This window comes from Streptomyces sp. NPDC006197 (assembly GCF_040613865.1).
GTDB lineage: Bacteria > Actinomycetota > Actinomycetes > Streptomycetales > Streptomycetaceae > Streptomyces.
The window spans coordinates 18,541-41,387 of the sequence record NZ_JBEXSZ010000070.1 but is presented as its reverse complement, the minus strand read 5'-3'; the positions used below and the strand labels follow the sequence as shown (position 1 = coordinate 41,387).

The following is a 22,847-nucleotide window of genomic DNA, read 5'->3' as shown; positions in this document are numbered from 1 at the left end:
GCCTGGACCCGCACCCCGTTGTGCGCCGCACGGGTGGTGCGGGTCAGGGCGCGGAACGCGGAGGCGCCGCTGAAGGGCGCCGTCCCGTGTGCCCACCCGTCCCGCCCCAGCGGGACGATTGCCCACACGGCGGTGGGCGGGGGCGCCGCCCAGCAGGGCGCCGCCCACACGGCGGGGCGCCGCCCAGACGGGCGGGACGGGCGTCAGTGGGCCAGGTAGCCGCCGTCCACCGGGAGGATCGCGCCCGTCACGAACGACGCCTCGTCCGACGCCAGGAAGAGGATCGCCGCCGCCACCTCCTCCGGCGCGCCGAAGCGGCCCATCGGGTGGGCCCGGACGATCTCCCTGAGGTACTCGGGCCCGCCCGGCTCCACGCGCGCGGCGGCGACGCGTTCGGTCTCGATCGTGCCCGGGGCCACCGCGTTCACCCGGATCCCGTGCTCCGCCCACTCCACCGCCAGGTGCTTGGTCAGGCCGGTCGCGACGAACTTCGCCGGGCCGTACACCGCCTGCCTCGCCTGGCCGGCCACGCCCGAGATCGACGAGGTGCACACGATGGCCCCGCCGCCCGAGACGAGCATGGCCTCGATCGCGTACTTGCAGGTCAGGAACATGCCCCGGCCGTCGACAGCCATCACCCGGTCGAAGTCCGCGGCCTCCGCCTCGGTGACGGAGAGCAGCGGGATCACGCCCGCGTTCGCCACCAGGACGTCCAGCCGTCCGAAGCGCTCCACCGCCGTGCCGATCATCCGCCGGGCGTCCTCCTCCCGGGAGACGTCGCCGACCACCGGGATCACGCCGTCGAGGGTCGCGAGCCGCTTCTCGTCGAGGTCGGCGGCGATCACGTGCGCCCCCTCGCGGAGGAAGCGTTCCGCCGTCGCCCGCCCGATTCCGCTCGCCGCGCCCGTGATCACGCACACCCGGTCCGCCAGCCGTCCTGAAGTGTCCTGAGCCATGTCCGGGCAACGAGCGCGCGCGCTCTGAGTGTCGGTCCCCGCCAGTAGGGTGGTGAGCATGGCAGACCCCTCCAGCTACCGCCCCAAGCCGGGTCAGATCCCCGACTCCCCGGGGGTCTACAAGTTCCGCGACGAGCACCGCCGGGTGATCTACGTGGGGAAGGCGAAGTCCCTGCGTCAGCGGCTGGCGAACTACTTCCAGCCGCTCACGAGCCTGCACCCGCGCACGGCCACCATGGTGACGACGGCCGCCTCCGTGGAGTGGACGGTGGTGTCCACCGAGGTCGAGGCGCTGCAGCTGGAGTACTCCTGGATCAAGGAGTTCGACCCCCGGTTCAACGTGAAGTACCGGGACGACAAGAGTTATCCGTATCTCGCGGTGACGATGAACGAGGAGTTCCCCCGCGTCCAGGTCATGCGCGGCCACAAGAAGAAGGGCGTGCGCTACTTCGGGCCGTACGCGCACGCGTGGGCGATCCGCGAGACCGTCGACCTGATGCTGCGGGTGTTCCCCGTGCGGACGTGCTCGGCGGGTGTGTTCCGCAACGCCGCCTCCGCCGGACGCCCCTGCCTCCTCGGCTACATCGGCAAGTGCTCGGCGCCCTGCGTCGGCCGGGTCGCGCCCGAGGAGCACCGCGAACTGGCCGAGGACTTCTGCGACTTCATGGCCGGCCGCACCGGCACGTACATCCGCCGGCTCGAGAAGCAGATGACGATCGCGGCCGAGGACATGGAGTACGAGAAGGCCGCCCGGCTCCGCGACGACATAGAGGCCCTGCGCAAGGCCATGGAGAAGAACGCGGTCGTCCTCGCCGACGCCACCGACGCCGATCTGATCGCCCTCGCCGAGGACGAGCTGGAGGCGGCGGTGCAGATCTTCCACGTGCGCGGCGGCCGCGTCCGGGGCCAGCGCGGCTGGGTCACGGACAAGGTCGAGGCCGTCGACACGGCGGGGCTCGTGGAGCACGCCCTCCAGCAGCTGTACGGAGAGGAGAGCGGCGACGCGGTCCCCAAGGAGGTCCTGGTCCCGGCGCTCCCCGAGGACACGGAGGCCGTCTCCGCCTGGCTCTCCGGCCGCCGCGGATCCCTCGTCTCGCTGCGCGTCCCGCAGCGCGGCGACAAGAAGGCCCTGATGGAGACGGTCGCGCGCAACGCCCAGCAGGCGCTCGTGCTGCACAAGACCAAGCGGGCCAGCGACCTGACCACCCGCTCCCGGGCCCTGGAGGAGATCGCCGAGGCCCTGGACCTGGACTCGGCGCCGCTGCGGATCGAGTGCTTCGACATCTCGCACCTCCAGGGCGAGGACGTCGTCGCCTCGATGGTCGTCTTCGAGGACGGGCTGCCCCGCAAGGGCGAGTACCGCCGCTTCCAGATCAAGGGCTTCGAGGGCCAGGACGACGTCCGGTCCATGCACGAGGTGATCACGCGCCGCTTCAGGCGCTACCTCGCGGAGAAGGACCGCACGGGGGAGTGGGGACCCGCCGACGGCGAGGTCCCGGCGGAGACGGCCGAGGACGACGGGCGGCCCAAGCGCTTCGCGTACCCGCCGCAGCTCGTCGTCGTCGACGGCGGGCAGCCGCAGGTCGCCGCGGCCCGCCGCGCCCTCGACGAGCTGGGCATCGACGACGTCGCGGTCTGCGGCCTCGCCAAGCGCCTGGAGGAGGTCTGGCTGCCCGGCGACGACGACCCGGTGGTGCTGCCTCGCTCCAGCGAGGGCCTCTATCTGCTCCAGCGGGTGCGTGACACGGCTCACGACTTCGCCATCCGCTACCAGCGGTCCAAGCGGACCAAACGTCTCCGGACCAGCCCGCTCGACGCCGTCCCCGGCCTCGGTGAGTCGCGCAAACAGGCCTTGATCAAGCATTTCGGCTCGGTGAAGCGGCTGAGGCAGGCGACAATCGAGCAGATCTGTGAGGTCCCCGGCTTCGGCCGGAAGACCGCGGAGGCGGTCGCCGTGGCTCTGGCCCAGGCGGCCCCCGCCGCACCCGCCGTGAACACGGCCACAGGAGAGATCATGGAAGACGACGGGGGCACCACCGCATGACCGAGCGCCACACGCACGACGAGCACGACCGAGAAGACGGAGCAGGACACGTGAGTACGGGCACGAAGGAGACCCCCGGCGACAACGGCGCCGAGGCGGCCATTCCCGAGCTGGTGATCATCTCCGGCATGTCCGGAGCGGGCCGGTCCACCGCGGCGAAGTGTCTGGAGGACCTCGGCTGGTTCGTCGTGGACAACCTGCCGCCCGCGCTGATCCCCACCATGGTGGAGCTCGGCGCCCGCTCCCAGGGCAACGTCGCCCGGATCGCCGTCGTCGTGGACGTCCGCGGCCGGCAGTTCTTCGACAACCTCAGGGAGTCCCTCGCCGACCTGGACGCCAAGCAGGTCACCCGCCGGATCGTCTTCCTGGAGTCCTCCGACGAGGCCCTGGTCCGGCGCTTCGAGTCGGTCCGCAGGCCGCACCCCCTCCAGGGCGACGGCCGCATCACCGACGGCATCGCCGCCGAGCGCGACCTGCTGCGCGAGCTGCGCGGCGACGCCGACCTGGTGATCGACACCTCCAGCCTCAACGTCCACGAGCTGCGCGCCAAGATGGACGCCCAGTTCGCCGGCGACGAGGAGCCCGAGCTGCGGGCCACGGTGATGTCCTTCGGCTTCAAGTACGGCCTGCCGGTCGACGCCGACCTCGTGGTCGACATGCGCTTCCTGCCGAACCCGCACTGGGTCCCCGAGCTGCGCCCCTTCACCGGCCTCAACGAGGAGGTGTCGAACTACGTCTACAACCAGCCGGGCGCCAAGGAGTTCCTCGACCGCTACACGGAGCTGCTCCAGCTGATCGCCGCGGGCTACCGCCGCGAGGGCAAGCGGTACGTGACCATCGCCGTGGGCTGCACGGGCGGCAAGCACCGCTCCGTGGCCACCGCCGAGCGTCTCGCCGCCCGCCTCGCCGCCGAAGGGGTCGAGACCGTCGTCGTCCACCGGGACATGGGGCGCGAGTGAAGCCGTACCGTCGGCGTGCCTCCGCCCTCGCGGTGCGGCGTACGCTCCGCAGGCGCGGCACCCAGCCCAAGGTGGTCGCGCTCGGTGGCGGCATGGGCCTGTCGGCGTCCCTCGCCGCGCTCCGCCGCATCACCGGCGATCTCACCGCCGTCGTCACCGTCGCCGACGACGGAGGCTCCAGCGGACGGCTCCGGGAGGAGCTCGGCGTGCTGCCCCCGGGCGACCTGCGCAAGGCGCTCGCCGCCCTCTGCGGCGACGACGACTGGGGCCAGACCTGGGCCCGGGTGATCCAGCACCGCTTCCAGTCCAAGGGCGAGATCAACGGCCACGCCGTGGGCAACCTGCTGATCGTCGCCCTCTGGGAGCAGCTCGGCGACCCCGTGCAGGCCCTCGACCTGGTCGGCCGGCTGCTCGGCGCCCAGGGCCGGGTGCTGCCCATGTCCGCCGTGCCCCTGGAGCTCCAGGCCCTGGTCAGGGGCCACGACCCGGAGCGGCCGGACGACGTGGACACCGTGCGCGGCCAGGCGACCGTGGCGCTCACCCCCGGCGAGGTGCAGTCCGTGCACCTCGTGCCGAACGACCCGCCGGCCGTGCCCGAGGCGGTCGCGGCGGTGCTGGACGCGGACTGGGTGGTCCTCGGTCCCGGCTCCTGGTTCTCCTCGGTGATCCCGCACCTCCTGGTCCCCGAGCTCCTCGACGCCCTGGTCGAGACGAAGGCCCGGAAGGTGCTCTCACTGAACCTCGCGCCGCAGCCCGGAGAAACCGAGGGCTTCTCTCCGCAGCGTCATTTGGAGGTTTTGGGACGACACGCCCCTAAACTCGCCCTGGACGTGGTGCTGGCCGACGAGGCCGCCGTGCCCGACGTGTCAGCGAGGGAACCCCTCGTCGATGCCGCCAAGCGGCTCGGCGCAGCGGTCGAGCTGGCGCCGGTGGCCCGGCCCGACGGCTCCGCGAAGCATGACCCGGAGCTGTTGGCCGCCGCGTACGACCGTATTTTTCGGATGCATGGAAGGATCGGCCCATGGCGATGACGGCAGCGGTGAAGGACGAGATCTCCCGGCTCCCCGTCACCCGGACCTGCTGCAGGAAGGCAGAGGTCTCGTCGATCCTGCGGTTCGCGGGCGGGCTGCACCTGGTGAGCGGACGCATCGTGATCGAGGCGGAGCTCGACACCGCGATGGCGGCCCGCCGCCTCAAGCGGGACATCCTGGAGATCTTCGGGCACAGCTCCGAGCTGATCGTGATGGCCCCCGGCGGGTTGCGGCGCGGCTCGCGCTTCGTGGTGCGGGTGGTGGCCGGAGGCGACCAGCTGGCCCGGCAGACGGGTCTCGTGGACGGCCGCGGCCGCCCCATCCGGGGCCTCCCCCCGCAGGTGGTCTCCGGGGCCACCTGTGACGCCGAGGCCGCCTGGCGCGGCGCGTTCCTCGCGCACGGCTCGCTGACCGAGCCCGGCCGCTCCTCCTCCCTGGAGGTGACCTGCCCGGGTCCGGAGGCCGCCCTCGCCCTGGTCGGCGCGGCCCGCCGGCTCTCCATCGCGGCGAAGGCCCGCGAGGTCCGGGGCGTGGACCGGGTCGTCGTCCGCGACGGCGACGCGATCGGCGCCCTGCTCACCCGGCTCGGCGCGCACGAGTCGGTGCTCGCCTGGGAGGAGCGGCGGATGCGGCGCGAGGTCCGCGCCACCGCCAACCGCCTGGCCAACTTCGACGACGCCAACCTGCGCCGCTCGGCCCGCGCCGCCGTCGCCGCCGGCGCCCGGGTGCAGCGCGCCCTGGAGATCCTCGGCGAGGAGGTGCCCGAGCACCTCGCGGCCGCGGGCCGGCTCCGCATGGAGCACAAGCAGGCCTCCCTGGAGGAGCTGGGCGCGCTCGCCGACCCGCCGCTGACCAAGGACGCGGTGGCCGGCCGGATCCGCCGGCTGCTCGCGATGGCCGACAAGCGGGCGCAGGACCTGGGCATCCCCGGGACCGAGTCCAATCTGACGGAGGAGCTCGACGACAGCCTCGTCGGCTGACCGGATCCGCCGACCGTACAAAGCCCTCGTACGGCGAGTCCGTACGGCGAGCTGGTACGAGAAGCTCGTACGGAACCCCGAACTCCGCGCTGCCGGTGCCTTTCTGAGGTACCGGCAGCTTTTTCGTGCACCCCGCGAGGCGCCCTTGACAGTCCCATGGGCGCCCAAGAGCCTGGCGTCTGTTCACCTTCGAGGCAGACAACAGCAAGGGGGGCACATGAGACGCAGAGCGAGATCGATCCTCGCCGCGGCTTCACTGCTGATCGCGGGAGTGGCGGCGGCACCCGTCGCCGGAGCACAGCCGAACGACCGGGACGGCGGCGACGCCCTCTCCGTGTGGCGGGCCGAGGTCACCCAGGAGCAGGTCCCGCTGCTCCTGGAGGCCGGTGCCGACGCCCATGAACTCACCGAGCAGGTCCCGGCGAAGGGCTCCGCGACGGTCGAGCTCTTCCTCACCGGCCGGCAGGCCGGGCAGCTGCGCGGCCAGGGCGTCGAGATCGCCGAGCACCATCTCACCGCCCAGGCCGAGAAGCGGGTCGCCGCCGCCGGGGACGGCGTCTTCCGCCCGTACGGCGGACCGAACGGCCTCAAGCAGGAGATCCTGGACACCGCGCGGGCCAACCCCGGCCTGACCAAGGTCGTCTCCATCGGCAAGACCCTCAAGGGCCAGGACATCCTCGCCCTCAAGCTGACCAAGGGCGCCCGGCACACCAAGGACGGCTCGAAGCCCGCCACGCTGTACATGTCCAACCAGCACGCGCGCGAGTGGATCACCCCCGAGATGACCCGGCGGCTGATGCACCACTACCTCGACGGCTACGGCAAGGACGAGCGGATCACCCGGATCGTCGACTCCACCGAGCTGTGGTTCGTGCTCTCCGCCAACCCGGACGGCTACGACCACACGCACGCCGACCCCGCCAACCGCCAGTGGCGGAAGAACCTCCGCGACAACGACGGAGACGGGAGGATCGGCCCAGGCGACGGCGTCGACCTCAACCGCAACTTCGCCTACAAGTGGGGCTACGACAACGAGGGCTCGTCCCCCGACCCGACCGACGAGACCTTCCGCGGCAAGGGCCCCATGTCGGAGCCCGAGACGAGGGCCCTCGACGCCTTCCAGAAGCGCATCGGCTTCGCGTACGGCGTCAACTACCACTCGGCCGCCCAGCTCCTGCTGTACGGCGTCGGCTGGCAGGTCGCCACCGACACCCCCGACGACGTGGCCCTCAAGGCCCTCGCCGGCACCCCGCAGAAGTCCGCCGTGCCCGGCTACCGCCCGCAGGTCTCCTCGGAGCTGTACATCACCAACGGCGAGGCGGACGGACACGCCGCCAACGTCAACGGGATGCAGATGTTCACCCCGGAGATGTCGACCTGCGCCACCGCCTCCCGCGTCGACCCGAACGACGCCTGGAACCCGGCCGACTGCGCCTCCGTCTTCACCTTCCCGGACGACGAGAAGCTGATCCAGGCCGAGTTCGCCAAGAACATCCCCTTCGCGCTCGCCGTCGCCGAGACCGCCGCCCACCCGGACCGGCCCGTCTCCCCGGTCGGCATCGACGCCCCCGACCTCACCCCGAAGACCTTCACCACCTCCTACGCCCGGGGCCAGGGGCAGCAGGTCGCCGTCACCGCGCGCAAGTCGCTGCGCGGCAAGACCCTCACGTACCGGATCAACGGCGGCCGCCCCCACAGCGAGAAGCTCGAGGCCTGGAAGGGCGGCGAGACCTTCGGAGGGGACGACAACCTCTACTTCGACGAGTACCGCGCCGAAATCGAGGGGGCCCGTCCCGGCGACTCCGTCGAGGTCCGGTTCACCGCCCGCACCCGCGAGGGCCGCGCCACCTCCTCCGCCCCCTTCACCTACAAGGTGGCCGAGCGCCCCCGCGGCGACGTGCTCATCCTCGCCGACGAGGGCGGCACCGCCGCCGCCCGGCACACCGCCGCGTATGTGCGGGCGCTCGCCGACAACGGCCGCAGGGCCGCCGTCTGGGACGTCGCCACCCAGGGCACCCCGGACGCCCTCGGCGTGCTCTCCCACTTCCGCACCGTCGTCTGGTACACCGGCGCCGAGCGTCCCTCCGGGGCCGCCCAGCTCGCCGTCCGCGCCTACCTCAACGAGGGCGGCAAGCTGATCAACGCCGGTGAGAAGTCCGGCGGGCTCACCGAGGTCGGCCTGGCCGAGACCAACGACTTCGCCCAGTACTACCTCGGCGCCTACCACCGCGCGGGCCTCAAGAACCCGCCCGCCTTCGCCGGCACGGGCGCCTTCGCGGGCGTCGGCGCGACGCTCGGCGCCGCCGCCGACAACCCGCTGGACAACGCGGGCGCGTACACCGTCACTTCGGACACCCTGAAGCCGGAGGACTTCCCGCAGTTCGCGAGCAGCGCCTCCGCCGGCGACTACCCGGGCATCCGCACCCCCTTCGAGCCCGCCGAGGGATCGAGCTTCGCGGCCGTCAAGCACGCCGACGACACCTGGGCCCGGCTCGCCAGGACCGTCGACCTCACCGGCGTCGCCGCCGGATCGAAGCCGCGCCTGGACTTCCAGGTCAGCTACGACACCGAGCCCGGCTACGACAACCTCGTCGTCGAGGCCCACACCGTCGGCCAGGACGACTGGACGACGCTGCCCGACCTGGGCGGCGGCACCTCCGCCCAGCCCCCGGCCGACTGCGGCGAGGGCTACTACGTCCGCGGCCACCCCTTCCTCGCCCACTACCTCACCGTCGGCGAGGACGGCTGCGCGCCCACCGGCACCACCGGCTCCTGGAACGCCTTCACCGGCCCCTCCAACGGCTGGCGGCAGGCCTCCGTCGACCTGAGCGCCTGGGCGGGCAAGAAGGTCGAGCTCTCGATCTCGTACGTCTCCGACCCCGGTACGGGCGAGACGGGCGCCTTCGTCGACGACACCCGGCTCGTCACCGGCGCCACCACCGAGACGGAGGGCTTCGAGGCCTCCCTCGGCGCCTGGTCCGCACCGGGGGCTCCGGCCGGCAGCCCCGGCAACGCCTCCGACTGGACGCGCTCCGCGGCGCTCTTCCACTCCCAGGCGGCGGTCACCACGCGTGACACCGTCCTCCTCGGCTACGGCCTGGAGCACGTGCCCGGCGCGGCGGAGCGCGCACGGGTCGTCGGCCGCGCCCTGGAGGCGCTCCGCCGCTGACGGAGAGTAGTGGGGACAAAGGTTCCAAGGCGGCCCGTACCCGGTGGTAGGGGCGGGCCGTCGGCCGTTTTTCCTTACTTTCCGGGCTCATCCGGATGCGCAGGATGTCACTCGCCGGCGGCGGGGGAGGTAGGGTCGTAAGCGGTCGGGGACATCCCAAAAAACAAAAATCTCGCCGGCGTCGAACACACCGGCGTACCTAACGAGGAGATCGGTTCGTGACGATCCGCGTAGGCATCAACGGCTTTGGCCGCATCGGTCGGAACTATTTCCGCGCGCTCCTTGAGCAGGGTGCCGACATCGAGGTCGTGGCAGTCAACGACCTGGGTGACACCGCGACCACCGCACACCTGCTGAAGTACGACACCATCCTGGGCCGCCTCAAGGCCGAGGTGACCCACACCGCCGACACCATCACCGTCGACGGCCACACCATCAAGGTGCTGTCCGAGCGCGACCCGGCCGACATCCCCTGGGGCGAACTGGGCGTCGACATCGTCATCGAGTCGACCGGCATCTTCACGAAGAAGGCGGACGCCGCGAAGCACCTCGCCGGCGGCGCCAAGAAGGTCCTCATCTCGGCTCCGGCCACCGACGAGGACATCACCATCGTCATGGGCGTCAACCAGGACAAGTACGACCCGGCGCAGCACGACGTCATCTCCAACGCGTCCTGCACCACCAACTGCGTCGCGCCGATGGCCAAGGTCCTCGACGAGAACTTCGGCATCGTCAAGGGCCTGATGACCACGGTCCACGCGTACACCAACGACCAGCGCATCCTGGACTTCCCGCACAAGGACCTGCGCCGCGCCCGCGCCGCCGCGGAGAACATCATCCCGACCACGACGGGTGCCGCCAAGGCCACCGCCCTGGTCCTCCCGCAGCTCAAGGGCAAGCTCGACGGCATCGCCATGCGCGTCCCGGTCCCGACCGGCTCCGCCACCGACCTGGTCGTCACCCTCGACCGCGAGGTCACCAAGGACGAGGTCAACGCCGCGTTCAAGAAGGCCGCCGACGACGGCGACCTCAAGGGAATCCTCTTCTACACCGAGGACCCGATCGTCTCCTCGGACATCGTCAGCGACCCGGCGTCCTGCACCTTCGACGCCTCCCTGACGATGGTCCAGGAGGGCAGCACGGTCAAGATCCTCGGCTGGTACGACAACGAGTGGGGCTACTCCAACCGTCTCGTCGACCTCACCGTCTTCGTCGGCGACCGGCTCTAGGCTCTAGGGTTCAGGGCAGGTTTTCGATGTGAGCAGGGCTCGGGCAGCGCAATGCCGCGCTGTGCGAGCCCTGTTTGTGTGCTCCACCGCGTACCAAGGAGTCTGTTAACAGATGAAGACGATCGACGAGCTTCTCCACGAGGGCGTCGAAGGAAAGCGCGTGTTCGTCCGCGCCGACCTCAACGTGCCGCTCGACGGCACCACCATCACCGACGACGGCCGCATCCGCGCCGTCGTCCCCACGGTCAAGGCGCTCGCCGGCGCCGGCGCCCGCGTCGTGGTCGCCTCGCACCTGGGCCGCCCCAAGGGCGCCCCGGACCCGGCGTTCTCGCTCGCCCCGGCCGCCGCGCGCCTCGGCGAACTGCTCGGCGCCGAGGTGGCCTTCGCGACCGACACCGTCGGCGACTCCGCCCGGGAGACCGTCGCGGGCCTCGCCGACGGCCAGGTGGCCGTCATCGAGAACCTCCGCTTCAACGCCGGCGAGACCTCGAAGGACGACGCCGAGCGCGGCGCCTTCGCGGACCAGCTGGCCGCCCTCGCCGACCTGTACGTCGGCGACGGCTTCGGCGCCGTGCACCGCAAGCACGCCTCGGTCTTCGACCTCCCGGCGCGCCTCCCGCACGCCGCGGGCTACCTCATCGCCACCGAGGTCGGCGTCCTGAAGAAGCTCACCGAGGACGTCCAGCGGCCGTACGCGGTCGTGCTCGGCGGCGCCAAGGTCTCCGACAAGCTCGGCGTGATCAAGCACCTGCTGGAGAAGGCCGACCGCATCCTCATCGGCGGCGGCATGGCGTACACCTTCCTCAAGGCCCAGGGCCACGAGGTCGGCATCTCGCTGCTCCAGGAGGACCAGATCCCGGCGGTCCAGGGCTACCTGGAGCGCGCCAAGGAGCGCGGCGTGGAGTTCGTGCTCCCCGTCGACGTCCTGGTCTCGGCCGAGTTCCCGGACCTGAAGACCAAGGCTCCGGCCAACCCGACCACGGTCGCCGCGGACGCCATCCCGGCGGACCAGGAGGGCCTGGACATCGGTCCGGAGACCCGTAAGCTCTACGCCTCGAAGCTCGCCGACGCGGCCACCGTCTTCTGGAACGGCCCGATGGGCGTCTTCGAGCACCCCGACTACGCCGAGGGCACCAAGGCCGTCGCCCAGGCGCTCGTCGACTCCCCGGCCTTCACGGTGGTCGGCGGTGGCGACTCCGCCGCGGCCGTCCGCACCCTGGGCTTCGACGAGAAGGCATTCGGCCACATTTCGACCGGCGGCGGCGCCTCCCTCGAATACCTCGAGGGCAAGACGCTTCCCGGCCTCGCCGCACTGGAGGACTGAACACCTGTGAGCACCCGCACCCCGCTGATGGCGGGCAACTGGAAGATGAACCTCAACCACCTCGAGGCCATCGCCCACGTCCAGAAGCTCGCCTTCGCCCTGACCGACAAGGACTACGACGCCTGTGAGGTCGCGGTCCTGGTCCCCTTCACCGACCTGCGGTCCGTCCAGACCCTGGTCGACGGCGACAAGCTCAAGATCAAGTACGGCGCCCAGGACATCTCGGAGCACGACTCCGGTGCCTACACCGGCGAGATCTCGGGCCTGATGCTGTCCAAGCTGAAGTGCGCCTACGTCGCCGTCGGCCACTCCGAGCGCCGTCAGTACCACGCCGAGAACGACGAGGTCTGCAACGCCAAGGTGAAGGCCGCCTTCAAGCACGGCGTGACCCCGATCCTCTGCGTCGGCGAGGGCCTGGACGTCCGCAAGGCGGGCAACCAGGTCGAGTACACCCTGGCCCAGATCGACGGCGGTCTGAAGGACGTGCCGGCCGAGCAGGCCGAGACGATCGTGATCGCGTACGAGCCGGTGTGGGCCATCGGCACCGGCGAGGTCGCCACCCCCGAGGACGCCCAGGAGGTCTGCGGGGCGATCCGCGGACGCCTCGCGGAGCTGTACTCGCAGGAGCTGGCCGACAAGGTCCGCATCCAGTACGGCGGCTCGGTCAAGGCCGGGAACGTCGCCGCGATCATGGCGCAGCCGGACGTCGACGGCGCCCTGGTGGGCGGCGCGGCGCTGGACGCCGACGAGTTCGTCAAGATCGTGCGCTTCCGCGACCAGTGAGTATGCGGTAGCGGAGTTACGTCGTACCCTTGCGGGGGTCGGGCAGGTGCCCGGCCCCCGTCCGTATAAGTCCGAGGAAGTTGGTCCAGCCGTGGTTATGGGGTTCTCGATCGCCCTGATCGTCTTCAGCGCGCTGCTGATGCTGCTCGTGCTGATGCACAAGGGAAAGGGCGGCGGCCTCTCCGACATGTTCGGAGGCGGCATGCAGTCCTCCGTCGGCGGCTCCTCGGTCGCCGAGCGGAACCTGGACCGGATCACGGTCGTGGTGGGTCTGTGCTGGTTCGCCTGCATTGTGGTACTCGGTCTGCTGATGAAGTTGGACGGGTAACTCCGAACACTGGACGCGCGTTGGGCCTTACGTAGACTGGGGCATCTTCGAGCACCATCACGCAGGGAGTTACGACCGTGGCAAGTGGCAACGCGATCCGGGGAAGCCGGGTCGGAGCGGGGCCGATGGGGGAGGCCGAGCGGGGCGAGTCGGCACCGCGCCTCCGCATCTCCTTCTGGTGCTCGAACGGGCACGAGACGCAGCCGAGCTTCGCCAGCGACGCGGCGGTCCCGGACACCTGGGACTGCCCGCGCTGCGGCTTCCCGGCGGGCCAGGACCGGGACAACCCGCCGGACCCGCCGCGCACGGAGCCGTACAAGACCCACCTCGCCTATGTGCGTGAGCGGCGCAGCGACGCGGACGGCGAGGCGATCCTCGCCGAGGCGCTGGCCAAGCTGCGCGGCGAGATCTGAAGCACGGTGTGACGGTGTGACGAACGGGCCTTGCCCGCGAACTCGGTTCGCGGGCAAGGCCCGTTCGTGCGTCCGGGGCGGAATCGGGGCGTTGTCAGTGGCGTCCTCTACGGTCGGTACGACGGGGAGACCACCAGACCGAGGAGGCGCCGTGGCGGCGACGGAGGCAGTGAGCGGCAGCAGGGCCGCGCCCGCCTGGCGGGGCGGCTTCGGACGGCTGTGGACGGCCGCGGTCGTCTCCCGGTTCGGCGACTCGCTGCGCACCGCCGCGCTGCCGCTGCTCGCCGCCACGCTCACCGACGACCCCCTCCTCATCGCCTCCGTCACCGCCTGCGGCTTCCTGCCCTGGCTGCTCTTCGGACTCCTCGGCGGTGCCGTCGCCGACCGCGTCGACCAGCGGCGGGCCATGTGGGCCGTCGACCTCGTCCGCGCCGGACTCGTCGCCGCCTTCGCCGCCGCCGTCGCCCTCGGACACGCCTCCGTCGCCCTGCTGCTCGCCCTCGCCTTCGCCCTCACCACCCTCCAGACCCTCTTCGACAACGCGGCCACCGCCCTGCTGCCCGCGCTCGTCCCCGCCGAGACCCTGGCCGGGGCCAACGCGCGCCTGATGACCGGCCAGCAGCTCGCCGGCGGTCTCCTCGCCGGACCGGCCGTGCCCGTCCTGCTCCTCGCCGGGCCCGCCGTCCCGTACGCGGCCGACGCGCTCACCTACGTCCTGGCAGCGCTCCTCGTCGCCTCCCTGCGGACCGGCGCGCCCGAGCGGCCGCCCCGCCCGGCCGGGTCCACGCTCCGCGCCGAGATGGCCGAAGGCCTCGCCGTCCTGCGCGCGGACCGGCCCCTGCGATGGCTCTGCACCGCGACCACCCTCTGCAACATCGGCATGGGCGCCCTCATCGCCACCCTCGTCGTCCACGTGACGGACGGCCGCCCGACAGGAACCGCGGGGAACACGGCGTACGCCGCCACGATCACGGCCTACGCCCTGGGCGCCGTCACCGGCGGCTTCCTGGCCCGGCGGATCGCCGAGCGGACCGGACGCATACGCGCCGTGTTCCTCGCCGGGACCGTCCAGACCGCCTGTCTGGTCCTGATGGGCGCGGTGCCCGTCCTCGGGGTGTCGATCGGGGCCATGGCGGTGTTCGGCCTGATGGGGACGGTGTGGAACGTCCAGCAGACGACCCTCATGCAGGAGCGCGCCCCCGAGGGGATGCTCGGCCGCATCGCCGCGGCCTTCCGCACCCTCGCCGTCGCGGGCGCGCCGCTCGGCGCGCTCCTCGGCGGAGCCGCGGCCGCCGGCCTGGGGCCGCACACACCGGCCCTCCTCGCGGCGGCGCTGTTCGCGCTCGCCGTCGCGTCGCTGGGCCCCCTGATCAATTAGGTTTGGGGTTGCAGCGGGGCAGACAAGCAGTACGAGAAGAAGTGGGCGATGTCCGAGATGACAAGCGAAGGCCGCAACAGGCTCAACCGGCTGCCCGAGTGGGCGGCCCTCGGCAAGCACCGTGAGCAGCTGGGCGACACCCATCTGCGCGAACTGTTCGCCGCCGACCCGGCGCGGGGCACCGACTACACCCTGCGCGTCGGCGACCTCCACCTGGACTACTCCAAGCACCTCGTCACCGGCGAGACGCTGGCCCTGCTGAGGGAACTGGCCGCCGTCACCGGCGTCGCCGAGCTCCGCGACGCCATGTTCCGCGGCGAGAAGATCAACACCACCGAGGACCGGGCGGTGCTCCACACCGCGCTGCGCGCCCCCCGCGGGGCCGTCATCGAGGTCGACGGGGAGAACGTCGTCCCCGGCGTCCACGCCGTCCTCGACAAGATGGCCGCGTTCGCCGACAAGGTCCGCGCGGGCGAGTGGACCGGCCACACCGGACGGCCCGTCAAGAACATCGTCAACATCGGCATCGGCGGCTCCGACCTCGGCCCCGCCATGGCCTACGAGGTCCTGCGCTCCTACACCCAGCGGGACCTGACGTTCCGTTTCGTCTCCAACGTCGACGGCGCCGACCTCCACGAGGCCGTCCGCGACCTCGACCCCGCCGAGACGCTGTTCATCGTCGCCTCGAAGACCTTCACCACCATCGAGACGATCACCAACGCCACCTCCGCGCGGAACTGGCTCCTCACCGGGCTGCGCGCCGGCCAGGAGGCCGTCGCCAAGCACTTCGTGGCCCTCTCGACCAACGCCGAGAAGGTCGAGGAGTTCGGCATCGACACCGCGAACATGTTCGAGTTCTGGGACTGGGTCGGCGGCCGCTACTCCTACGACTCCGCCATCGGCCTCTCCCTGATGATCGCCATCGGCCCGGAGCGCTTCCGCGAGATGCTCGACGGCTTCCACCTCGTCGACGAGCACTTCCGCACCGCCCCGCCCGAGGAGAACGCACCGCTGCTCCTCGGCCTCCTCGGCGTCTGGTACGGCGCCTTCTTCGACGCCCAGTCGCACGCCGTCCTGCCGTACTCCCACTACCTGTCCAAGTTCACCGCCTACCTCCAGCAGCTCGACATGGAGTCCAACGGCAAGTCGGTGGACCGCGAGGGCAACCGGGTCGACTGGCAGACCGGCCCCGTCGTCTGGGGCACCCCCGGGACCAACGGCCAGCATGCCTACTACCAGTTGATCCACCAGGGCACCAAGGTCATCCCCGCCGACTTCATCGGCTTCGCCCGCCCCGTCGAGGACCTGCTGCCCGGGCTCGTCGCCCAGCACGACCTGCTCATGGCCAACTTCTTCGCCCAGACCCAGGCGCTCGCCTTCGGCAAGACGCCCGAGGAGGTACGGGCCGAGGGCGTCGCCGAGGAACTCGTCCCGCACAAGACCTTCCGGGGCAACCACCCGACCACCACGATCCTCGCCGACGCGCTCACCCCGTCCGTCCTCGGCCAGCTGATCGCGCTCTACGAGCACAAGGTCTTCGTCCAGGGCGCGATCTGGAACATCGACTCCTTCGACCAGTGGGGCGTCGAGCTCGGCAAGGTCCTCGCCAAGAAGATCGAGCCGGTCCTGACGAAGGGAGAGGGAGCCGAGCAGCTCGACAGCTCCACCGCCGGACTCGTCTCGGTCTACCGCTCGCTGCGCGGACGGTAACCGGGTGAAGGGGGAGGACGCGGTGCGGCTGCGGCCGCCCAGGAACGCCGTCGACGAGCGGGCCGTCGCCTGGTGGCGCAGCCGGCTCCTGGCGGCCACCGCCGTGCCGGTGGCGGTGCTCGCCGTCCTCGGGGCGTTCCTCGGGCCCGCCCGGTCCTGGCTGCTGCTCGCGGCCGGGGCCGCGGCGGCCCTGGGCCTGGTCTGCACCGCGTTCCTCCCCGCCTGGTGGTTCCGGGTGCACCGCTGGGAGGTCACCGACGAGGCCGTCTACGTGCGCACCGGCGCCCTGTGGCAGGAGTGGCGGATCGCCCCGATGTCCCGGATCCAGACGGTCGACACCGTGCGCGGCCCGCTGGAGCAGGCCTTCCGGCTCGCCACCGTCACCGTCACCACCGCCTCCTCCAAGGGGGCGATCCGCATCGGGGGCCTCGACCACGAGCTCGCCGCCGAGCTCGCCGAACGGCTCACCGCCCTCACCCGGGCCACCCCCGGGGACGCCACATGACCGAGGAGTGGCGGCGGCTCGACCCGCGGACCCTGTTCGCCGACGCCGTCGTCTTCTGCGGGGTGGCCGGCGGCGCGGCCCTCCCGGCCGTGGCGGGCCTCTCGAGCGGCGGGTCCCTGGGGCAGGCCTTCGCCTGGGTCCTCTCGGGCGTCGTCCTGCTCGTCCTGGTCGGGACGGTCGGCGACCGGGTCCGGCTGCGCCGCACCCGCTACCGCGTCGGCCCCGAGAGGGTCGACCTCCACACCGGGCTCCTGCTGCTCAAGCGCCGTTCCCTGGCCCGGGAGCGGATCCGCAGCGTCGACCTCACCGCCAACCCCCTCCAGCGCGTCCTCGGCCTCGTCAAGGTCCGCATCGGCACCGGCGAGAACACCGTCGGCGGCGAGTCCACCCTCGAACTCGACCTGGTCACCCGCGCCGAGGGCGAGCGGCTCCGCCGGGAGCTCCTCGGCCGCACCGCCGTCGCCGGGGAGCCGGACCACGACGGCGTCCTGGCCGCCCTCGACCCGCGCTGGATCCGCTACGCCCCCGTCTCCTTCCTCGCCCCCGCCCTCGGCGGCGCCGCGGCCGGCGCCGTCCTCCAGGTCAGCGACTGGTTCGGCGCCCGGACGGAGGTCATCGACTGGATAGGGGACCGCTTCCGGGGCACCTCCCTGACCTGGACGATCGTCGACCTGGTCCTGCTCGCCACCGCCGCCGGGACCGTCGGCGCCCTCGGCCTCTGGATCGAGATGTGGTGGAACTACCGCCTGGAGCGCGAGCCCGGCGGCACCCTCCGCGTCCGCCGGGGACTGTTCACCGCCCGGTCCGTCACGCTGGAGGAGCGCCGGCTGCGCGGGATCGAGCTCGTCGAGCCGCTCGGCGTACGGCTGTTCGGCGCCGCCCGCGTCGACGCCGTCGCCACCGGCCTCGCCGAGGACGACGAGGACAAGCACGCCGACCTGAAGAACCTGCTGCCCGCCGCTCCCCGGGAGCGCGCCGAGCGGGTCGCCGCCCTGGTGCTGCGCGAGCCGGAGCCGCCGACCGGGGCGCCCCTCGCCGCCCACCCCCGGGCCGCCCGCGCCAGGCGGCTGCGCCGGGCCGCGTGGAGCGTCCTCGGCCCCGTCGCGGTCCTCGCCGCCCTCGGCCCGCTCCTCACGCCGGTCCTGCTGTACGTGGCGGCCGGCTGGGCCCTCGTCCTCGGGCCGGTCGCCGTGCTGCTCGCCCTCGACGCGTACCGCGCCCTCGGACACGGCGTCAGCGGCGGCTTCCTGGTGGCCCGTTCGGGCACCGTCCGGCGGACCACGGTCGCCCTGCAGCGCTCCGGCGTCATCGGCTGGACCGTCAGGCAGTCGTACTTCCAGCGCCGGGCCGGACTCCTGACCCTCACCGCCACCACGGCGGCCGGAGCGGGCGCCTACGCGGTGCGCGACGCGGGCGAGGGTCAGGGCCTCGCCTTCGCCGCCGAGGCCGTACCGGGGCTCCTCGCGCCGTTCCTGGATACGCCGGAGGCCCGGCCCACCGAGAGGTGAACCGGGCCTCCGTACAGGGGAGTCAGGCCGAGGCCGGCGGATACAGGCTCCGCGGCAGCTCCGACGCGGCCGCCGCGTCGAGCAGCCACAGCGTGCGCGAGAGCCCGTAGGCCCCGGCCGCCGGGGCCTGCACCTCGCCCGCGCCCGACAGCGCGATCGCTGCGGCCTTCGCCTTGTCCTCTCCGGCCGCGAGCAGCCAGACCTCGTGCGCCGCCCGGATGGCCGGGAGGGTCAGCGAGATCCGGACCGGCGGCGGCTTCGGCGCGCCGTGCACCCCGACAACCGTCCGCTCGGTCTCGCGGACCGCCGGCAGCTCCGGGAAGAGCGAGGCCACGTGCGTGTCCGGGCCGACACCCAGCATCAGCACGTCGAAGGTCGGCACCCCGCCGTGGTCACCGGGACCCGCGGCGGCGGCCAGCTCCTCCGCGTACGCCGCCGCGGCGGCGTCGACGTCGTCGCCGTACGGTCCGTCCGAGGCCGGCATGGCGTGCACCCGTGCCGGGTCGAGCGGCACCCGGTCGAGCAGCGCGGCCCGGGCCTGGGTGACGTTCCGCTCGGGGTCGCCCTCGGGCAGGTACCGCTCGTCGCCCCACCACAGGTCGAGCCGCGACCAGTCGACCGCGTCCCGCGCGGGCGCCGAACCGAGCGCCGCGAGCAGGCCGTTGCCGTTGCGGCCGCCGGTGAGCACGATCGAGGCGGAGCCGCGGGAGGCCTGGGCGTCCACGATCTTCGTGATCAGCCGGGCCGCGGCGGCCTCGGCCATCAGCTCCTTGTCGCGGTGGACGACCAGCTGGGGGGTGCTCACTTGGCCGCCGCCTTCTTGGCCGGGGCCTTCTTCGGGGCGGGCTTGGCGGCCGGAGCCGCTTCCGCGGCCGTCTCCGCGGCGGGCTCCACGACCGTCTCGACGACCGTGTCCACGACGGTCTCGGGGGCGATGGTCGCCGCCTCCTCGTCGAGCCGCTCCACACCGAACCTGAGCGCCGTCGCGTAGGTGTCGTCCGGGTCGAGCCGGCGCAGCTCCTCCGCGATCAGCTCGGCCGTCTCGCGGCGCTTGAGCGCCACCGCACGGTCCGGCTGCCCCTCTATGGAGAGCGTGGCGAGCGAGCCGTCCGGCCGGTCGAGCACGATCGGGCCGGCGTTGGTCTCCATCCGTACGGAGGTGAGACCGGGGCCGGCCGACTTCGCGCGCCGGACCGGCACCTTCAGCCGGTCCGCGAGCCACATCGCGAGCAGCTCGACGCTCGGGTTGAACTCCTCGCCCTCCACCTCGGCCGAGGTGACCTCGCACACGACCTGGTCGAGCGCGGCGGCCAGCATCGAGCGCCACGGCGTGATCCGGGTCCACGAGAGGTCCGTGTCGCCAGGGGTGTACGCGTCCGCGCGCGCGGTCAGCTCCTGGATGGGCTGCTCGGCGGCGTACGTGTCGGTCACCCGGCGCTGGGCGAGCGCGCCCAGCGGGTCGTTCGCCGGGTCGGACGGCGCGTTCACCGGCCACCAGACGACGACGGGGGCGTCGGGGAGGAGCAGCGGCAGCACCACCGACTGGGCGTGGTCGACGACCTCGCCGTACAGCCGGAGCACCACCGTCTCGCCGGTGCTGGCGTCGGCGCCGAGGCGGACCTCGGCGTCGAGCCGCGCCTGCGCGCGGTCCCGCGGGGAGCGCGAGACCCGCTTGATGACGACGAGGGTCCGCGAGGGGTGCTCGCGGGACGCCTCGTTGGCCGCCTTGAGCGCGTCGTAGGCGTTCTCCTCGTCGGTGACGATCACGAGGGTGAGCACCATGCCGACGGCCGGCGTGCCGATCGCCCGCCGCCCGAGCACCAGCGCCTTGTTGATCTTGGAGGACGTGGTGTCCGTCAGGTCGGTCTTCATGGCCGGCGCCAGCTCCTGCCGTCTCGTGCGAGCATCTCGTCCGCCTCGACCGGACCCCAGGTCCCGGACTGGTACTGCGCGGGCTTGCCGTGCGTGTCCCAGAACTGCTCGATCGGGTCGAGGATCTTCCAGGACAGCTCGACCTCCTCGACCCGCGGGAAGAGGTTGGAGTCGCCGAGCAGGACGTCGAGGATGAGCCGCTCGTACGCCTCGGGGCTGGACTCCGTGAAGGACTCGCCGTACGCGAAGTCCATCGACACGTCCCGGATCTCCATCTGGGTGCCGGGCACCTTGGAGCCGAACCGCACCGTCACGCCCTCGTCCGGCTGGACCCGGATCACGATGGCGTTGCGGCCGAGCTCCTCGGTCGCGGTGTGGTCGAAGGGGGAGTGCGGGGCGCGCTGGAAGACGACCGCGATCTCGGTGACGCGGCGGCCCAGGCGCTTGCCGGTCCGCAGGTAGAACGGGACGCCCGCCCAGCGGCGGTTGTCGATCTCCAGCTTGATGGCCGCGTAGGTGTCGGTCTTCGACTGGGGGTCGATGCCGTCTTCCTGGAGGTAGCCGACGGCCTTCGCGCCGCCCTGCCACCCGGCCGCGTACTGGCCGCGGACCGTGGACTCGCCCAGGTCCCTGGGCAGCTTCACCGCGCCGAGGACCTTGGTCTTCTCGGCGGCCAGCGCGTCGGCGTCGAAGGAGGCGGGCTCCTCCATCGCGGTCAGCGCGAGCAGCTGGAGCAGGTGGTTCTGGATGACGTCACGGGCGGCGCCGATGCCGTCGTAGTAGCCGGCGCGGCCGCCGATGCCGATGTCCTCGGCCATGGTGATCTGCACGTGGTCGACGTACGACCGGTTCCAGATCGGCTCGAAGAGCGTGTTGGCGAAGCGGAGCGCCAGGATGTTCTGGACGGTCTCCTTGCCGAGGTAGTGGTCGATCCGGAAGACCGCCTCGGGCGGGAAGACCTCGTGGACGACCTCGTTGAGCTCCTTGGCGGAGACCAGGTCGTGGCCGAAGGGCTTCTCGATGACCGCGCGGCGCCAGGAGCCGTCCTTCTGGTCGGCCAGGCCGTGCTTCTTGAGCTGCTGGACGACGAGCGGGAAGAACTTCGGCGGCACGGACAGGTAGAAGGCGAAGTTGCCGCCCGTGCCCTGTGCCTTGTCGAGCTCCTCGATCGTCGACTTGAGCTGCTCGAAGGCCGTGTCGTCGTCGAAGTCGCCCTGGACGAACCGCATGCCCTGGATCAGCTGCTGCCACACCTCCTCGCGGAAGGGGGTGCGCGCGTGCTGCTTGACGGCTTCGTAGACCTCCTGCGCGAAGTCCTCGTCCGCCCACTCGCGGCGGGCGAAGCCGATGAGCGAGAAGCCCGGCGGCAGCAGGCCGCGGTTGGCCAGGTCGTAGACGGCGGGCATCAGCTTCTTACGGGACAAATCGCCCGTGACGCCGAAGATCACCAGGCCCGACGGCCCCGCGATGCGCGGGAGCCGTCGGTCTGCGGCGTCACGGAGCGGGTTGGCTCCGTGGACTGCGCTCAAAGTGCTTACGCCTCCGAAGGTGCGAGGCGCTGGAGCTCCGCCTCGGTGGACTTGAGCAGGTCGTTCCAGGCGGCCTCGAACTTGTCGACGCCCTCGTCCTCCAGGAGCTGGACGACGTCGTCGTAGCTGATGCCCAGCTTCTCGACGGCCTCCAGCTCGGCGCGGGACTGCGCGTAGGTGCCGCGGACGGTGTCACCGGTGACCTCGCCGTGGTCGGCGGTGGCCTCCAGGGTGGCCTCCGGCATGGTGTTCACCGTGCCGGGGGCGACCAGGTCCACGACGTACAGGGTGTCCTTGTACGCCGGGTCCTTGACGCCGGTCGAGGCCCACAGCGGACGCTGCTTGTTGCCCTGCGCCTTGTCGAGGGCGGCCCAGCGGTCCGAGGAGAAGACCTCCTCGTACGCCTCGTAGGCCAGACGGGCATTGGCCAGGGCGGCCTTGCCCTTGAGCGCCTTCGCCTCGTCGGTGCCGAGGGCGGTCAGGCGCTTGTCGATCTCCGTGTCCACGCGGGAGACGAAGAAGGAGGCCACCGAGTGGATCTTGGAGAGGTCCAGGCCGCGCTCCTTGGCCTTCTCCAGGCCCGCCAGGTAGGCGTCCATGACCTCGCGGTAGCGCTCCAGCGAGAAGATCAGCGTGACGTTGACACTGATGCCGAGGCCGATGACCTCGGTGATCGCCGGCAGACCCGCCTTGGTGGCCGGGATCTTGATCAGGGTGTTGGGACGGTCCACCAGCCAGGCCAGCTGCTTGGCCTCGGCGATGGTGGCGGCCGTGTCGTGGGCGAGACGGGGGTCGACCTCGATGGAGACCCGGCCGTCCTGGCCGTCGGTCGCGTCGAAGACCGGCCGCAGGATGTCGGCGGCGTCACGGACGTCCGCCGTCGTGATCATGCGGATGGCCTCGTCGACGGTCACCTTGCGGGCGGCCAGGTCGGCGAGCTGCTGGTCGTAGCCGTGCCCCTCCGAGATGGCCTTCTGGAAGATGGACGGGTTCGTGGTGACACCGACCACGTGGCTCTGGTCGATCAGCTCGGCCAGGTTGCCGGACGTGATCCGCTGGCGCGAGAGGTCGTCCAGCCAGATCGCGACGCCTTCGTCGGAGAGGCGCTTGAGAGCGTCTGTCATGGGAG

Annotated in this window: 19 protein-coding genes; 14 read left to right on the top strand and 5 right to left on the bottom strand. The window is 71.9% G+C overall.

Annotated features, from left to right (window positions below):
• Positions 1-203 precede the first annotated feature (203 nt).
• Entirely contained in the window at positions 204-956 is a 753-nt protein-coding gene (locus ABZ318_RS22165; protein WP_356904201.1) for an SDR family NAD(P)-dependent oxidoreductase, read from the bottom strand.
• 58 nt (positions 957-1,014) lie between these two features.
• Between ABZ318_RS22165 and uvrC the strand changes: the two genes are divergently transcribed.
• The 14 genes from uvrC to ABZ318_RS22095 all read left to right on the top strand — a co-directional run bounded on the left by uvrC (position 1,015) and on the right by ABZ318_RS22095 (position 18,317).
• Positions 1,015-3,000: an excinuclease ABC subunit UvrC gene (uvrC, locus tag ABZ318_RS22160; RefSeq protein WP_356904200.1), complete on the top strand. Its 1,986-nt coding sequence runs from the start codon at positions 1,015-1,017 to the stop codon at positions 2,998-3,000.
• Positions 2,997-3,959, top strand: a complete 963-nt coding sequence (gene rapZ, locus ABZ318_RS22155; protein WP_356904199.1) for an RNase adapter RapZ — start codon at positions 2,997-2,999, stop codon at positions 3,957-3,959. The genes uvrC and rapZ overlap by 4 nt, the downstream gene beginning before the upstream one ends.
• Positions 3,956-4,990 carry a uridine diphosphate-N-acetylglucosamine-binding protein YvcK gene (gene yvcK, locus ABZ318_RS22150; RefSeq protein ID WP_356904198.1) on the top strand — a complete coding sequence of 345 codons (1,035 nt, stop codon included), beginning with the start codon at positions 3,956-3,958 and terminating at the stop codon, positions 4,988-4,990. Before rapZ ends, yvcK begins: the two co-directional genes overlap by 4 nt.
• A complete protein-coding gene (gene whiA / locus ABZ318_RS22145) occupies positions 4,981-5,970 on the top strand; it encodes a DNA-binding protein WhiA (RefSeq protein WP_030205188.1) in 990 nt (329 codons plus the stop codon). Before yvcK ends, whiA begins: the two co-directional genes overlap by 10 nt.
• Before the next feature lie 217 nt (positions 5,971-6,187).
• Positions 6,188-9,139: a M14 family zinc carboxypeptidase gene (locus ABZ318_RS22140; protein ID WP_356904197.1), complete on the top strand. Its 2,952-nt coding sequence runs from the start codon at positions 6,188-6,190 to the stop codon at positions 9,137-9,139.
• 218 nt (positions 9,140-9,357) lie between these two features.
• On the top strand, positions 9,358-10,368 hold the full coding sequence (gene gap / locus ABZ318_RS22135) for a type I glyceraldehyde-3-phosphate dehydrogenase (RefSeq protein WP_356904196.1): 1,011 nt from the start codon (positions 9,358-9,360) through the stop codon (positions 10,366-10,368).
• Between the two features lie 112 nt (positions 10,369-10,480).
• Positions 10,481-11,692 carry a phosphoglycerate kinase gene (locus ABZ318_RS22130; protein ID WP_356904195.1) on the top strand — a complete coding sequence of 404 codons (1,212 nt, stop codon included), beginning with the start codon at positions 10,481-10,483 and terminating at the stop codon, positions 11,690-11,692.
• A 6-nt stretch (positions 11,693-11,698) separates the two neighbouring features.
• A complete protein-coding gene (gene tpiA, locus ABZ318_RS22125; RefSeq protein WP_356904194.1) occupies positions 11,699-12,475 on the top strand; it encodes a triose-phosphate isomerase in 777 nt (258 codons plus the stop codon).
• Between the two features lie 97 nt (positions 12,476-12,572).
• Complete coding sequence (gene secG, locus ABZ318_RS22120) at positions 12,573-12,803, top strand: preprotein translocase subunit SecG (protein ID WP_030692491.1); 231 nt, start codon at positions 12,573-12,575, stop codon at positions 12,801-12,803.
• Between the two features lie 77 nt (positions 12,804-12,880).
• The gene (locus ABZ318_RS22115) at positions 12,881-13,216 is read left to right on the top strand and encodes an RNA polymerase-binding protein RbpA (RefSeq protein ID WP_078908267.1); all 336 of its coding nucleotides are present in this window, start codon (positions 12,881-12,883) and stop codon (positions 13,214-13,216) included.
• Between the two features lie 151 nt (positions 13,217-13,367).
• The gene (locus ABZ318_RS22110) at positions 13,368-14,594 is read left to right on the top strand and encodes an MFS transporter (RefSeq protein WP_356904193.1); all 1,227 of its coding nucleotides are present in this window, start codon (positions 13,368-13,370) and stop codon (positions 14,592-14,594) included.
• A 57-nt stretch (positions 14,595-14,651) separates the two neighbouring features.
• Entirely contained in the window at positions 14,652-16,304 is a 1,653-nt protein-coding gene (gene pgi, locus ABZ318_RS22105) for a glucose-6-phosphate isomerase (protein WP_356904202.1), read from the top strand.
• Between the two features lie 4 nt (positions 16,305-16,308).
• Positions 16,309-16,809: a PH domain-containing protein gene (locus tag ABZ318_RS22100; RefSeq protein ID WP_356904192.1), complete on the top strand. Its 501-nt coding sequence runs from the start codon at positions 16,309-16,311 to the stop codon at positions 16,807-16,809.
• Positions 16,806-18,317 (top strand): PH domain-containing protein, encoded by a 1,512-nt coding sequence (locus ABZ318_RS22095; RefSeq protein WP_356904191.1) that lies wholly within the window; start codon positions 16,806-16,808, stop codon positions 18,315-18,317. The genes ABZ318_RS22100 and ABZ318_RS22095 overlap by 4 nt, the downstream gene beginning before the upstream one ends.
• A 22-nt stretch (positions 18,318-18,339) precedes the next feature.
• On the opposite strand, the gene pgl is transcribed toward ABZ318_RS22095, so the two are convergent.
• The 4 genes from pgl to tal are packed head-to-tail and all read right to left on the bottom strand — an operon-like array spanning position 18,340 to position 22,842.
• Positions 18,340-19,122 (bottom strand): 6-phosphogluconolactonase, encoded by a 783-nt coding sequence (gene pgl / locus ABZ318_RS22090; RefSeq protein ID WP_356904190.1) that lies wholly within the window; start codon positions 19,120-19,122, stop codon positions 18,340-18,342.
• On the bottom strand, positions 19,119-20,189 hold the full coding sequence (gene opcA, locus ABZ318_RS22085; protein ID WP_356904189.1) for a glucose-6-phosphate dehydrogenase assembly protein OpcA: 1,071 nt from the start codon (positions 20,187-20,189) through the stop codon (positions 19,119-19,121). Before opcA ends, pgl begins: the two co-directional genes overlap by 4 nt.
• Complete coding sequence (gene zwf, locus ABZ318_RS22080) at positions 20,186-21,718, bottom strand: glucose-6-phosphate dehydrogenase (RefSeq protein ID WP_356904188.1); 1,533 nt, start codon at positions 21,716-21,718, stop codon at positions 20,186-20,188. Before zwf ends, opcA begins: the two co-directional genes overlap by 4 nt.
• Positions 21,719-21,723: 5 nt before the next feature.
• Positions 21,724-22,842: a transaldolase gene (tal, locus tag ABZ318_RS22075; RefSeq protein ID WP_356904187.1), complete on the bottom strand. Its 1,119-nt coding sequence runs from the start codon at positions 22,840-22,842 to the stop codon at positions 21,724-21,726.
• Positions 22,843-22,847: the final 5 nt, after the last annotated feature.

Excerpts from the sequence above, each read along its gene's own strand:
- ABZ318_RS22165 (WP_356904201.1), bottom strand. The coding sequence starts at position 956 with ATGGCTCAGGACACTTCAGGACGGCTGGCGGACCGGGTGTGCGTGATC.
- uvrC (WP_356904200.1), top strand. The coding sequence starts at position 1,015 with ATGGCAGACCCCTCCAGCTACCGCCCCAAGCCGGGTCAGATCCCCGAC.
- rapZ (WP_356904199.1), top strand. The coding sequence starts at position 2,997 with ATGACCGAGCGCCACACGCACGACGAGCACGACCGAGAAGACGGAGCA.
- whiA (WP_030205188.1), top strand. The coding sequence starts at position 4,981 with ATGGCGATGACGGCAGCGGTGAAGGACGAGATCTCCCGGCTCCCCGTC.
- ABZ318_RS22140 (WP_356904197.1), top strand. The coding sequence starts at position 6,188 with ATGAGACGCAGAGCGAGATCGATCCTCGCCGCGGCTTCACTGCTGATC.
- ABZ318_RS22130 (WP_356904195.1), top strand. The coding sequence starts at position 10,481 with ATGAAGACGATCGACGAGCTTCTCCACGAGGGCGTCGAAGGAAAGCGC.
- secG (WP_030692491.1), top strand. The coding sequence starts at position 12,573 with ATGGGGTTCTCGATCGCCCTGATCGTCTTCAGCGCGCTGCTGATGCTG.
- pgi (WP_356904202.1), top strand. The coding sequence starts at position 14,652 with ATGACAAGCGAAGGCCGCAACAGGCTCAACCGGCTGCCCGAGTGGGCG.
- ABZ318_RS22095 (WP_356904191.1), top strand. The coding sequence starts at position 16,806 with ATGACCGAGGAGTGGCGGCGGCTCGACCCGCGGACCCTGTTCGCCGAC.
- opcA (WP_356904189.1), bottom strand. The coding sequence starts at position 20,189 with ATGAAGACCGACCTGACGGACACCACGTCCTCCAAGATCAACAAGGCG.
- tal (WP_356904187.1), bottom strand. The coding sequence starts at position 22,842 with ATGACAGACGCTCTCAAGCGCCTCTCCGACGAAGGCGTCGCGATCTGG.